Raw genomic sequence first — 12,762 nt, 5'->3', positions numbered from 1 at the left:
TAAGCTTCACCGCAAATACGGGTGTTTTACCTATGGGGCAATCGCGGAGATTAACCGATGTACCCAGCTTCGATATGCTTCATGACCTCGGGAATCCCGGCTTTGGTCATATCCTTATCGATCTCGGCGATCACTTTCGCGCGCACATGGTTGCTCAGCGACTTGCGCAGATCACCCAGCATTGCAGGTGGAGCAACGACGATGAGCCGATCAAAGCCTCTCGCTTTCAAACTAGCGCTGAGCATATCAGCGATCTCAGTCGCAAATCTGGTGACCATTTTGCGGCTGGCATCCTGTTTCGGCTCCACCGCATGTCGCCCCGGCCCGAAGCGATCATGCACGCGTGTGGGGCGTTCGCGTGTCAATTCTCGACCGGGCGAACGTTCTTCTTCAAAATTATAAGGTTCTGAAATTGTTGTGTCGGCGCATGCCCCAAACCCTTCGACGACACGCGAAATGATGCGCGCTCTAGCGCCGTCAGCAACAAGGATCCACGTCGTACGCCGCATGGGACTGCCTCGCAATTAGGCCGGGACTTGAGTTTAAGGTATCTCTTTGGAAGGCAAGCGTGTTGATTTACCTCAATTAAGGATAATCGCCTCCTGCTTTAACGGCCCAACTTTGAGAAAGGAACTTACCTTTCAGCCCCCTCAAAAATGCTTTTCAGAAATCCCCGAACGCCACCGGGCTGACGCGCTGCCTCCCCAGTGCGGTCGACGCCAATCAAGAGTGAGGCGACGATCACATCAGGCTCTTCCTTGATAGCCAATACCGTACCGCCGCCTTCTCTCTGTCCGCCTTTGAAGATGCCATCTGTGCCGGATCGAAATAGTACGGACCTTCAACCGCTTGGGGTAGCAGCGTGCAGGCTCCGGGCGGTTGCGCGCTAGGGGCTGTGGAACCGGTTGGCCCAGTCGCCTCCTCAGCGGAGGCCGTCACGGCTAACATCCCCGAGCCTGCTGCCCCAACCGTCACCCCTCCGATAACCTGGCGGCGGAAAGCCGACTATCCATTCCTTACTCTCCTTTTGCGGGTCGCACGCCTTGTTAGGTCGGCTTCGAATAGGCATTTGAGTAAAACGTGGTGACTTTGGATATCCGTCGCCAGCGCATGCCTGCCCCGGCACGGAGGACAAACCATGCTACGCCCAGCGCTGCTGGTTACCGCTTTCGCACTCGTGATGCTGAACATCTCGCCGCCTATTGCGCGTTCGCAGGATTTCACCGGGCTCGATGTCACCTCGGAATCCTTTACCAAGGCAGACATGTCGCGGGACGACGTCATCCAATCCCTTGCCGAGCTTCCGGCTGGCGCTGAGCTTGATCTCACGGGAAAGAGTTTGAACGGTCTCGACCTGTCGGGGCTCGATCTCAGACGGATCAAACTACAAGCTGCGCGCATCAATAAGACGAACTTCAAAGATTCCAATCTCGACGGCGTCACTCTGGATCAAGCCTGGGCTCTCAAGTCTGACTTCTCGGGTGCGTCATTGAAGGGTGCCAGTCTGTTCGCAACTCAACTCTGGGATGCCCGTCTTGATGGTGCGGACTTGAGCAATGCGCGCGTCGCCGCAGATTTCACAAATGCGAGTTTGAAAGACGCCCAATTTGATGGAGCCAACCTATCGGCAGACGAGACAAACCAATCGATGGGTTTGATGCGGGGCGTCCTTAAAAGCGCGAATCTCGATGGAGCGTCATTTCGGAAAGCCAATTTGGCCCGGGTTATGATGGAATTTGCCTCTTTGCGAGATGCGGATCTTACAGACGCAAACCTGAAAAACAGCGAGCTCGCGGCAGCCGACTTCACTGGCGCCAATGTTGCCGGCGCCAACTTTGAAGGCGCCGACCTCAACTCAGCTCATATCGGCGAAATGAAAAATACGGCCAAGGCCAAGAACCTCGACAAAGCCAAAAATCTCGATAAGGCATTTCGGAACTAGGCGCGCAGTTCCTAGCTAGGGCAAAAACTTCAGAACCGTCGGCGGGTCTTCGGCGGGCCCAGGTGTTCAGTGAGATAGTCGAGGACAATCTTTTCATCTTCAGGCGGAAGCTTGGGCATCCCCTGCTTTTCGTTCATCCATACGAGCAAATCCTCCCAGCGATGACGGGGAAGCTTCTGCTGCGAAACCAGACCGAGAGAATGGCAAGCCCCGCAATAGGCCGCGACTTCCTCTCGCCCCTCACCTTCCGGCAGGCCCTGGTACTCATCTTCCTCTTGTTGCTGAGCGCCAACGGTGGGCACTCCCGCAAACACCACACAAATCCCGATAACCAAGGCGGAGAGCCACCTTGGTGCCAAAGCAATGATGCTCATGATGTTTTTCAACCGCATTTTTAATTTGAAATAGTGCGAGGAGCCCTTCGCGCTGGCTCCTCGCCGCCGGAGCGTCAGCTAACGGTAACCGCCACGCGATGCATGGCGTTGTTAAGATAGCCCTTGGGGTTCCAGACGATCATGTGCGGCTGGCTCACGCCCTGGTCGTTCGTCGCGCGGGCCCAGATTTCGTAGTAGCCGGCTTGTGGCAACGTTATCTTTGTCCGCCAGTTCTGCCATGCGAATGGATTGACGGGCTTATCGAGTTCCGCCTTCTGCCATGTCTGACCAAAGTCATAGGAGACCGCAACTTCGACAACCTCGTGTGCGCCGCTCCATGCGTGTCCCCGCACGTCGATCTCTCGACTTGAGGGCGAACTGCGGGTCATCGGCGAGGTGATCAGTGACTTAACGGGCATTTCCCCGATGATCACGTAATCCTTGTCCTCGACCTTTTCACCAGGCTCGACCGGTCGGTTTGGAACGCGGTAGGAGCTACCGGTCATCTTCGCACCGTCGTGGACTTTGTCGCGCACCCAAACGCGCGTCAGCCACTTCTGCGAGCACGATCCCGGATAACCAGAGGCCACCAACCGGACGGGAGCGCCATTATCGATGTGCAATGCCCCGCCATTCTGCTCGAAAGCGATAAGCGTATTTGGGTCCATCGCCTTTTCAATCGGCAGTCCCCGCGACAAGGTTTTCTTTTTCTCGTCGCCCGAAAGATGCGTATCGGCGCCCTCGTGTCCGGTGTAGATCGCGCTCTTTTTAACGCCTGCAGCTTTCAGTACGTCGGCAAGCCTGACGCCTGTCCATTTTGAACACCCAACCGCGCCATAGGTCCACTGCCCGCCGCTCACGGGAGGATCGAAGAAACTTCGGCCGTTCCCGGCGCATTCGATGACCATGGCCTGTTCGACAACGTCGAAGTCTTTCTTCAGGTCAGCAATGGACAGCTTGAGGGGCTTTTCCACCTCACCGTCGATCGTGATCGTCCAGTTCGCGGGATCGGTGTTTTCCGGCGGGTTGCCATTGTTACGGATGAAGTGCCGTGCCGTTGGCGTGATGGCATCGTCGAGCAGGTGCGGCGGCGTCTCTGCGTTCAAGGGTTTGTCATTGACGAGCTGGAGCCCGTCTTTGCCCTCAACCTTTGCGACATCGGCTAGGGCTACTGGAATGAAGCCGCTCGGCATATTGCGATGGAAGGGAATGGATGCCCCGAGCATGGCTCCCATGGACGCCAACCCCGCCCCCTTCAAAAAGCCGCGACGGTCCGCGCCCGTACGGCGGCCAAACACGAGCTCGTCAGCCATTTCTGCGTCCCGTTCGAATAGCTCGAACAGCCCGCGTTCCACGGTCTTCTTTCCCATACGTTTCCTCCCTATTGTTCTCGTCAGACGACGGCTTATTGAGAGAAGACGTTTCAGGGGTCGCGTTTATTCCATGCGCCTTGGAAAAAATTTATGGTGCGTGGGAGAGGGCCGTTCAAGCTTGGCACGGGCGGCTTGCGGCTCGGGCTTGTGCGAGCCGCTGGCGCGTTTTCGCATCAAAGGGCCGTTGGCTACGGATCGCACTTTCGATGACGGTCGCGAGTTCCCGGAAGCGTCGCGGCGCCATTCCCTGAGCCATAAGAAGGAAGCTGTTGCCGCCACTCGTCCAAACCCGCGCGTGCAGTGGTGGGGCAAATGCGTTGGCCGTAATCTCTACTCCCTGTGGAATCTTGAACAAACTCAGGCGGCAACCGCGCGTACCCTCGTAACCAAGCCGATCAAGTATCCTGCCGTCGTACACAAAGCTCTCACGACCCGCGAACGCGAGTTGAGCAGCCGTCAGGTCCAGCATCTCAGGCTGTGACCCAGCATAATCCACGCGCGCTAGCCCCCCTGCCGACGCCGAGCGATCGAAGGTCCAGTCACGATGGTGCGTTTCGAACAGGGCTGTCAATGGCGTTCCCGGCTTCGGATCGAAGTGGCCGGATAGTACGACAGCCAAGATCAACACAGCAGCCAAAGACGCTGCCGCAGCCATCGCTGGCAGGGCAAATGGCCAACGTTTCGGCTTTTCCGGCATCCGCAGCGTAACGGTCGGTGCCAAGTCCGCGATCGCGGCTTTCATCTCGCGCAGGGAGGCGATTTGTGCGGCTATAGCCCGATCCCGCGCCGCTGCGCGCGCAACGTCAGCAGCTTCCGCCGGCGTTAGTTCACCGTCGACGTAAGCACTCAGCGTTTCGATACCGATACGCTGGCTTGTCATTAACTGCTGCCCTTTCTGCCTGCCCTTTGCACGGGTAGAAACTCGATCGTCGTTTCCGCTCTGGTTTTCGCCATTGCTTTGTATAGGGCTGCACGCGCTCGGGAAATGCGGCTCATGATCGTACCTACCGGAACCTGAAGTAGATCCGCCGCTTCGGCATAAGTCAGACCTGATATATCGATGGCACCGATAATCTCCCGGTGCGCGACTGGCAATTCGCCAAAGGCCATACGGACCGCCAATACATTGACTTGCTGGGTTTCGGACCCGAAATCCCACATACCGATGTCTTCCTCGCCAAGGTCCGCGGCCCACTCGATATCGCGCTGACGGCGATGCCGGTCGGTAAAGGCGTTGCGGAGAATGCGAAAAAGCCATGCCCTATACGCGGGCTCATCGCAGGGAACTTCCCTGGCCGCCAGAGCTTTGACTACAGCCTCATGTAAAAGCTCGCGCGCAATGTCAGCGTCGTGCGTGAGGCTGAACGCGTAACCGTATAAGCGACGCAAATAGGGCTCGATCCGCTGCCGCTTGCCTTTCACGACTGCCCTCTGCCCACTGGAATTATCCGTTTCCTACCTCGATGCATCTTAGGCAAAGCAATGGTTTTCTCGCAAGCGGCCCCGACAAAAGGAGGATAATTGCACGGTGCACACTGGCTTGAGCCACCCGCAGCTTGACCCAGATCAACGCGATTTTTCAAACCGCGGAGAGATGATACGATCTCAGTGACCTCGACCTCGGCCGTGGTCGTGCGAAAACGCTAGTTCGGAGTACGCAAAATGAAAGTCAAAGACGTCATGCACTCCGGTGCCCAATGGGTTGGCCCGGATACGCCGTTGTCAGAAATCGCCAAACGCATGAAGGATCTGGACGTTGGGTCCATTCCCGTCGGAGAAAACGATAGACTTATCGGTATGGTAACTGATCGCGATATCGCATGCCGTGCTGTTGCCGATGGCAAGGACTGTTCCCGGCTGACGGCCCGAGACGTGATGAGCGAAGGCATATTTTATTGCCGCGATACGGAAGATCTCGAAGATGCGTTGCGTATCATGGAGCAAAAGCAGGTTCGCCGTTTGCCGGTCATCAACGACGAGAAGCGGATGGTAGGCATCTTGAGCGTGGGAGATATCTCACATGCCGCGTCACATGAGCTGACCGGCGAAGCGATGACCGCCTTATCGGCACATCACGCCTGAACAGACAGAAGAACTAAATTTGGAGACGAGTCGTTCTTGCCGATATGGCGGGAATGAAGGAGGTCGTGAAAATATCGGGGGGCCGAACTCCGCTTACGCTTTCGGAGTATCAGCCATGACGCTACCCGCAACGGTCTCACATACCGTGCAGCAGACCCAAGAGTGGCTTAAAGAGCTGCGCGATAACGCCGACCTTGATGACGAGGCGGCCGCGTTGAGTGTCTTACGTGCGGTCTTGCATCAACTGCGTGACCGTCTGACCCTCGAAGAAGCCATCGAATTTGGCGCGCAATTACCAACACTCCTCCGTGGGATTTATTACGAGGGATGGCGTCCCTCGCGCACGCCGGAACGAATTCGCTCAAAGCAGAAATTTCTCGATGAAGTTTTGATGAAGCTTTTGCCGCGTCCCGTTCCGCCGGAACAAGCGGTCCGTGACGTCTTCGCGCTAATTGCCCATCACTGCGATCCAGGAGAAGTTTCGCAGGTAATTGGCCAACTGCCGGCTGACATAAAGCAACTATGGCCTGAGACAGCGCGTACATATCAGCAACGCATCTAGAACTCCCGCCGCACAGGAGGTGCATATGAGCGATCAACGCCATGCGCCAAGTCAAGACAAGCAGAGTAAGACACTGGATTTCTCGGCCCGCCGGCGAGCGATGGTTCACAATCAGATCGCGGCACGCGGCGTTGAGTCAGAGCACGTGCTCAAAGCGATGGAGCGTGTCCCACGCGAGCAATTCCTCCCTGAGCATATGCAGGAGTTCGCTTATGACGACACGCCGCTTCCCATTGAGGAAGGCCAGACGATTTCGCAGCCCTACATCGTTGCGTTTATGACGGAAGCGTTGAACCTCGAAGGTGGTGAGAAGGTTCTCGAAATCGGGACGGGGTCAGGATATGCCGCCGCTGTACTCTCGGAAATCGCCAGCGATGTCTACACGGTCGAGCGGCTTGGTGAACTCGCGGTGACAGCAGCTGCAAAGCTTTCTGACCTCGGATATCGCAACGTTCACGTACTTCATGCGGACGGGACGCGGGGCTGGCCCGAGCACGCTCCCTACGACGCGATCATCGTTGCAGCTGGCGGCCCGGAGGTCCCAGCTTCCCTGAAGCGCCAACTCAAAATCGGCGGCCGGCTTGTGATCCCCATAGGGACCGATCCCCGCGCTCAGGAACTCGTACGTGTCACCCGCGTGGGTGACGATGCCTTTGAGAGCGAAGACATTGCTGACGTACGGTTTGTTCCGCTCGTGGGGGAAGAAGGCTGGGCTTCGGGGAGGCCGCAATCCTCTCCGCGTCAACGCACTCGTAGATCCGCCGACCCTGACGATTCTGCTATCAGCACCGTACGCGAATTTTCGGAACCGTTTGACAGCATGGAAGATGCTGATCTTGATGCATTGATCGCGCGGATTGGCGATGCACGCGTTGTGCTTCTCGGTGAAGCGACGCATGGCACGTCCGAATTTTACAGAATGCGAGAGCGTCTCTCTCAGGAACTCATCTTAAAGAAGGGCTTTCGCTTCATCGCGATTGAAGGCGACTGGCCGGATGCTGCGCGAGTGGATCACTATGTCCGTCACTTTGAATATCCGGCTTCGGAATGGACGGCTTTCGCCCGCTTTCCCACGTGGATGTGGCGGAACCGAGAGGTGCAATCGTTCGTCGACTGGCTACGCGATTACAACGAAGCAAAGCAACCAGAGCAACGCGTCGCGTTTCATGGCCTTGATCTTTACAGTCTGTATACGTCAATCCGATCCGTTCTTACCTATCTCGACGACGTCGACCCTGAAGCGGCGGAGACAGCACGCGAACGCTACGGCTGCTTAACGCCGTGGCAAAGCGATCCCGCCACCTATGGTCGGGCCGCACTCACGGGTCGGTTTCGGAGTTGCGAAGACCCGGTGGCGCGTATGCTTTCGAGCTTGCTGGAACGGCGACACGCCTATGCGTTACGCAATGGAGATCGCTATTTCGATGCGGTGCAGAACGCCAAGCTCGTCGCCAATGCAGAACGCTATTATCGGATCATGTATTACGGCTCGCGCGCGTCATGGAATTTGCGCGATCGCCACATGTTCGAAACGCTGACGTCTCTTCTCGAATTTTATGGCGCGAACTCGAAGACGATCGTCTGGGCTCACAATTCTCACGTCGGAGACGCGCTCGCGACAGAGATGGCGCTGCGCGGCGAACATAACCTTGGACAACTTTGCCGTGCCGAATTCGGACGGGGTGTCTACACCATCGGGTTTGGAACTGACCATGGCCAGGTCGCCGCAGCATCGAACTGGGACGGGCCGATGGAGATCAAGACAGTTCGGCCCGCCGTCAGCAATAGCTATGAGCGGCTGTTTCACAAGGCCTCCCAAGCTGGCAACAGCTCACGTTTCCTTTTGAACGTTGCTCAGAACGGAAAATCGGACCTTTACAACGTCCTCGGAACGCCGCGGCTCGAGCGTGCGATCGGCGTCATCTACAGTCCAGAAACGGAACTCGCCAGCCACTATTTTCAAGCCATTCTGCCAAAGCAGTTCGACGACTACTTCTGGTTTGACGAGACGTCGGCGATCACTCCGTTAGATACGAAAGAACTGGAGGGCCTCCCTGACACTTACCCCTTCGGGGTCTAGTGTCACTCTAGTTGCATATCTCCCTAAAGCTCCGCGAATCACGGTCAAACTCAACTGTGTTGGATTGCCTGCTTTTGTTGCGGTGCCGTCGTGATGTGTTGTGGTCACACCCGCTTCTAAAACATGCATTCCATACATTCCAAATCCGGTTTCCATTATTGACCAATTTGTGTTCAACGGTTTTCAGTATTACCCGTTAAGTCTTGGAAAAATAAGTAAAATCGGGATTATTTCCCACCATTTTTGGGAATTTTTCCCTTTCGGTCGACCCGCATCAGAGTTGCTGACCGTATCTCGATATCCGGTGGCACGTGTGGTGAGAAAGAGCGTCTCGTGCTCCAGTCCTAGGGGGGGCTAATGATTTTTAATATTTTGAGGCATTGCGCATTCAGTACGGGAATAGCTTTGCTGTTGTGGCCAACCTTGGCTCTAGCCCAAGGCACCGAGCAACAGCCAGCGACAACAGATACACCCGCCACCACTCAGAACGGTCAGGCGCCCGTAAGTGGCGAGCCAACCGGTGCTGACTTGCCAGCGGTCGAGGTCATTCAGGATCAACCCAAGGCCAAAGCGGCGAAGGCGGCTCCGAAACAGAAGCAGAAAGCGACACCTGTAGCTCAACCTGTGGTTTCACCCGAGCCGCTTCCGCCAGAGGCCGTTTCGTCTCCTAGCGCACCCGTTTCTACAGCAGCTGGACGCGCCAACGGTGACCTTGTCCCCATGTCCCCGTCGGGAGGAGAGATTCCGGTTGGGAAATACCCGGGGGGCGTCAGCACGGTTTCGTCTACGATGATCTTGGACAACGGCCGTGTTGAGACGCAGGATGCCCTGCAAAAACATGTGCCTGGTGTCATTCTTATGGATGCCGGCGGCTCGACGTTCCGTACCCAGCTCGATTATCGCGGCTTTGGGGCGGGCTCCATCACCGGTTTCCCCCAGGGCGTCGCTGTCTATCAAAATGGTGTGCGCATCAATGAAGTCTTCGGGGATGTCGTCAATTGGGATCTCATTCCGTCAAATGCCATTAGCGATATAACGATCCTCAGCGGCAACCCGGTTTACGGACTCAATGCTATCGGTGGCGGTGCATCAATTCTTATGAAGGACGGCTTTAGCTTCCAGGGTGTCGAAATCGACGTTATGGGCGGTTCCTTTGGACGCAAGCAAGTATCGACTCAGGTCGGTATGCAGAGCGGTCCGGCAGCAATCTACTTTGCTGGCCAGAAAATCATGGATGATGGCTATCGCGATTTTTCCGATGCTGACCTTGAGCGCATGTATACGGATTTGGGTTTCCGCGGCTCTGCCGTTGAGATGCACTTTAATCTCACCTGGGCAGGCAGCTCGGCAGGTGTCGTTGCGGCGTCTCCAGAAGAGCTCCTGAATCTTGGGTGGGAGCGTACCTTCACCTCCCCGCAAACGACTGACCTTGAACTGCTGATGCCGTCGATCAACGCGTCGGTGAAGGCAACGGACACGCTAACCTTCTCCGGTCTCGCCTACTACCGCCGCTACAGGTCCAACCTCATCGACGGCAACGTTCTGGAGGGTGAAGAGTGCGGTGAAGTTCTCGCCGAAAACCCGGGCGCGACGACGGAAGCCGACTTCAACGCGGATAACGTTTGTTCGGAAGAACTTGAGAACAACGAAATTCAACAGCTTCGTGACCTCGACGGTAATCCGATAGACGGCGACGCTGCCGGTGGCGAACCCTTCGGCGTTATCGACCGGATCAACCAAAAGGCAGAAAGCTGGGGCGGTTCCGTCCAGGCTGTTGAGAAGTCAGATCTGTTTGGCTTCAAAAATCAGTTTTTGTTCGGTGCGAGTTATGATCGCGGCTCGGTTCGGTACGGCACCTCATCGGAGATCGGTACCATTGGCCCGCGTTTCGTTGTGGACGGGTCAGGTATCATCCTCGGCGGACCTGATGACTTTATCGGTCGCGATGTCGATGTTCAGACTGAATATGTCGGTGTCTACTTTACGAACACGCTCGACCTTACCGACCAGCTGGCTGTGACCGTCGGCGGCCGTTACAATTACGCTGCCATAGACATGGTCGACCTCACCGGTGAGTTCGATGGAATTACGCGAGATCACAGTTTCGAGCGTTTCAACCCAAGCGTCGGCGCGACCTACGAATTCATGCCCGGCATTTCACTCTACGCCGGCTATTCGGAAGCAAACCGTGCGCCCACTCCCGCCGAATTGGCCTGCGCAAACCCGGAAAATCCGTGCCCAATCGAGAGCTTCCTGACGGACGATCCTCCGCTGGAACAAGTGGTCTCGGACACGTGGGAAGCTGGTCTGCGGGGACGGATGAAGTCCTTTGACGGCTCGCAGCGTTTCGACTGGGGTGTTGGATTGTTCCGCACTCAGAACACGGACGACATTCTGTTTGTTTCGGCCGCACAGACGGGTCGCGGCTACTTCTTCAACGCAGGCGACACGCTTCGTCAGGGTGTTGAGGCTGGCATGCGCTATTCCAACAGTGTCTGGTCTCTTTATGCAGGCTACAGCTATGTAAGTGCTACATTTGAGACTGCGAATGAGTTCCAGTCACCCGCGCATCCCTTGGGCACACCATGCGTCGGCGATCCTGATACTTCCTGCATCAATGTCTCTCCCGGTGACAATATTCCGGGGATCCCCGCCCATCGCATCAAGGCGGGCTTCGATTACTGGGTGACGGATCGCTGGAAGGTTGGTGCTGACCTTGTTGCTGCTTCAGGACAGTACCACCTCGGCGACGAGGCTAATCTTCTGCAGCAAGTTGGCGGATACACGCGCGTCGACGTGTCGACGTCATATCAGCTGACTGACAACGTTCAGATTTACGGCTTCGTAAATAACATCTTCGACCAACGGTACGGACTGTTTGGTACGTTGTTTGAGGCAGATGAGGCCCCGACGGATCCCGTGGGCCCCGGCTTTGAGTTCACTAACCCCCGGTCGATCGTACCGGCGCCACCGGTTGCGGCGTATGGCGGTGTGAAGGTCACGTTCTGACAATTTACAGGGGAGGGAGACAGTGTCTCCCTCTGCCTCATAACCGACGAATATTCGTCGTGCTTCGATCTCCTCGGCATGTCGTTCTGTCTGGCGTGACGACGATTTCGTTCCACTGCTGGACTCGTGTTTGCGAGCAGAAACGGCATTGTCTCTTTCTTCGATCCAACGCTTTCGTTGAGCGCTTTTTGCCTCGTCAGCCCGGCGGCTGAACCATCGGCGCATTTCCTTTGACCTGTGCGTTCTGATCGCGACTCGCAACAGTTCCGCAGCGCTGGTGACGAGCTTCTTGAGCGCATTCTTGGTGCCCCCTCTCACCTCCGTCTCCCCCCTCCCACACGCAGATCACTGGAGACACCATAACATTAAACTTATTGCCCTTGACTCTAAAAGTTAGCTTAACCTAATTTCCTATTCATCACCTAACTGAATGGGACATTCCGAATGCGCATCAATTTTGTTGGCCTTCTCGTCGGCGCAGGCCTGCTCGTGTTGCCCGTAGGCGGTTCTTTAGAGGCTGTGGCTGGCGACAGCACAAAGCGGCGGTATTCGTTTTTTGCTCCAACACCAGATCACCTGATGCGGGACATGTCGACGGACCGGCCTGATGCAACAGAGAGCCCTTTCACTATCGATGCCGGGCATGCACAGGTTGAGACCAACATCTTTGGGTTTTCGCGATCCACGCGTGACAGTGATGGCTTCAGGACCGACACTTATGAGATCGGCACGACGAACATCCGCATTGGTGTCACGAGTTTTGCCGAGCTGAACCTTGTCTGGCAGCCCTACGGAGTGGTGCAGACGAGCTCACTTCTGTCGGGGCCTGCATCCAGGAGCTCGGGCATCGGCAGCGTCGACATACGCGGCAAGATCAATCTTTGGGGTAATGACTTGTTCGGCGACTTGGGCACGAGCGCGTTTGCTCTACTCCCGTTCGTCACTCTGCCTACAGACCGTAGTAACGATGTCAGTGCGGCAGGGTTTTCGGCAGGTCTTATCGTGCCTTTCGCACTACAGCTGTCGGACAAGATCGGCTTCGGGCTCAACGCCGGATTTGTCTCTACGAAGTCGGAGGAAACATCGAGCTACCGCACTGAATATCTGGTGACAGCAGCCGTGTCATACGAATGGACTGACCGTTTGGGAAGCTATTATGAAGTGGGCGTGGCATTCGAGACGGATGATCCGCGCGGCGATGCCGTCTTTCTTGGAACGGGGCTCACCTATGCCGTCAACAGCAATACACAACTCGATATTGGCCTCAACGTAGGTGTCTCGCCTGCCGCCGACAGGATCAACCCGTTCATCGGTATCTCCCGCCGTTTCTAAAAAATCGC

General features: G+C 56.4%; 11 protein-coding genes. 6 read left to right on the top strand and 5 right to left on the bottom strand.

Translation table 11 applies throughout. The features are described 5' to 3' along the window. Positions 1 to 50 precede the first annotated feature (50 nt). Positions 51 to 509 carry a host attachment protein gene (locus YBN1229_RS11470; protein ID WP_052743888.1) on the bottom strand — a complete coding sequence of 153 codons (459 nt, stop codon included), beginning with the start codon at positions 507 to 509 and terminating at the stop codon, positions 51 to 53. Between the two features lie 629 nt (positions 510 to 1,138). On the opposite strand from YBN1229_RS11470, the gene YBN1229_RS11465 reads away from it, so the two are divergent. Then, positions 1,139 to 1,942 carry a pentapeptide repeat-containing protein gene (locus YBN1229_RS11465; protein ID WP_046479186.1) on the top strand — a complete coding sequence of 268 codons (804 nt, stop codon included), beginning with the start codon at positions 1,139 to 1,141 and terminating at the stop codon, positions 1,940 to 1,942. A gap of 29 nt (positions 1,943 to 1,971) precedes the next feature. Here YBN1229_RS11465 and YBN1229_RS11460 read toward each other — a convergent pair whose 3' ends face one another. From YBN1229_RS11460 to YBN1229_RS11445, 4 genes are all read right to left on the bottom strand, one after another. Continuing rightward, positions 1,972 to 2,316, bottom strand: a complete 345-nt coding sequence (locus YBN1229_RS11460) for a c-type cytochrome (protein ID WP_052743887.1) — start codon at positions 2,314 to 2,316, stop codon at positions 1,972 to 1,974. Positions 2,317 to 2,390: 74 nt separating this feature from the next. After that, positions 2,391 to 3,686: a sulfite oxidase gene (locus tag YBN1229_RS11455; protein WP_046479187.1), complete on the bottom strand. Its 1,296-nt coding sequence runs from the start codon at positions 3,684 to 3,686 to the stop codon at positions 2,391 to 2,393. 115 nt (positions 3,687 to 3,801) lie between these two features. Then, the gene (locus YBN1229_RS11450) at positions 3,802 to 4,569 is read right to left on the bottom strand and encodes a hypothetical protein (RefSeq protein WP_046479188.1); all 768 of its coding nucleotides are present in this window, start codon (positions 4,567 to 4,569) and stop codon (positions 3,802 to 3,804) included. Then, complete coding sequence (locus YBN1229_RS11445) at positions 4,569 to 5,111, bottom strand: RNA polymerase sigma factor (protein ID WP_046479189.1); 543 nt, start codon at positions 5,109 to 5,111, stop codon at positions 4,569 to 4,571. Before YBN1229_RS11445 ends, YBN1229_RS11450 begins: the two co-directional genes overlap by 1 nt. Positions 5,112 to 5,351: 240 nt before the next feature. Between YBN1229_RS11445 and YBN1229_RS11440 the strand changes: the two genes are divergently transcribed. From YBN1229_RS11440 to YBN1229_RS11420, 5 genes are all read left to right on the top strand, one after another. After that, positions 5,352 to 5,771, top strand: a complete 420-nt coding sequence (locus tag YBN1229_RS11440) for a CBS domain-containing protein (protein ID WP_046479190.1) — start codon at positions 5,352 to 5,354, stop codon at positions 5,769 to 5,771. Positions 5,772 to 5,886: 115 nt separating this feature from the next. After that, on the top strand, positions 5,887 to 6,333 hold the full coding sequence (locus YBN1229_RS11435) for a DUF2267 domain-containing protein (RefSeq protein ID WP_046479191.1): 447 nt from the start codon (positions 5,887 to 5,889) through the stop codon (positions 6,331 to 6,333). A gap of 25 nt (positions 6,334 to 6,358) precedes the next feature. Continuing rightward, a complete protein-coding gene (locus YBN1229_RS11430; RefSeq protein ID WP_046479192.1) occupies positions 6,359 to 8,413 on the top strand; it encodes a protein-L-isoaspartate(D-aspartate) O-methyltransferase in 2,055 nt (684 codons plus the stop codon). Between the two features lie 357 nt (positions 8,414 to 8,770). Further along, complete coding sequence (locus YBN1229_RS11425; RefSeq protein WP_046479193.1) at positions 8,771 to 11,422, top strand: TonB-dependent receptor; 2,652 nt, start codon at positions 8,771 to 8,773, stop codon at positions 11,420 to 11,422. A gap of 444 nt (positions 11,423 to 11,866) precedes the next feature. Beyond that, positions 11,867 to 12,754, top strand: coding sequence for a transporter (locus YBN1229_RS11420; protein WP_046479194.1), 888 nt, complete (start codon positions 11,867 to 11,869; stop codon positions 12,752 to 12,754). Positions 12,755 to 12,762: the final 8 nt, after the last annotated feature.

The organism is Candidatus Filomicrobium marinum, from assembly GCF_000981545.1.
Lineage (GTDB): Bacteria > Pseudomonadota > Alphaproteobacteria > Rhizobiales > Hyphomicrobiaceae > Filomicrobium > Filomicrobium insigne.
This window is presented reverse-complemented; position numbering and strand designations above follow the sequence as displayed.

Bases quoted from the DNA above. Each gene is read 5' to 3' on its own strand.
- YBN1229_RS11465 (WP_046479186.1), top strand. From the start codon at position 1,139: ATGCTACGCCCAGCGCTGCTGGTTACCGCTTTCGCACTCGTGATGCTG.
- YBN1229_RS11420 (WP_046479194.1), top strand. From the start codon at position 11,867: ATGCGCATCAATTTTGTTGGCCTTCTCGTCGGCGCAGGCCTGCTCGTG.
- YBN1229_RS11440 (WP_046479190.1), top strand. From the start codon at position 5,352: ATGAAAGTCAAAGACGTCATGCACTCCGGTGCCCAATGGGTTGGCCCG.
- YBN1229_RS11435 (WP_046479191.1), top strand. From the start codon at position 5,887: ATGACGCTACCCGCAACGGTCTCACATACCGTGCAGCAGACCCAAGAG.
- YBN1229_RS11455 (WP_046479187.1), bottom strand. From the start codon at position 3,686: ATGGGAAAGAAGACCGTGGAACGCGGGCTGTTCGAGCTATTCGAACGG.
- YBN1229_RS11430 (WP_046479192.1), top strand. From the start codon at position 6,359: ATGAGCGATCAACGCCATGCGCCAAGTCAAGACAAGCAGAGTAAGACA.
- YBN1229_RS11470 (WP_052743888.1), bottom strand. From the start codon at position 509: ATGCGGCGTACGACGTGGATCCTTGTTGCTGACGGCGCTAGAGCGCGC.
- YBN1229_RS11450 (WP_046479188.1), bottom strand. From the start codon at position 4,569: ATGACAAGCCAGCGTATCGGTATCGAAACGCTGAGTGCTTACGTCGAC.
- YBN1229_RS11425 (WP_046479193.1), top strand. From the start codon at position 8,771: ATGATTTTTAATATTTTGAGGCATTGCGCATTCAGTACGGGAATAGCT.
- YBN1229_RS11460 (WP_052743887.1), bottom strand. From the start codon at position 2,316: ATGAGCATCATTGCTTTGGCACCAAGGTGGCTCTCCGCCTTGGTTATC.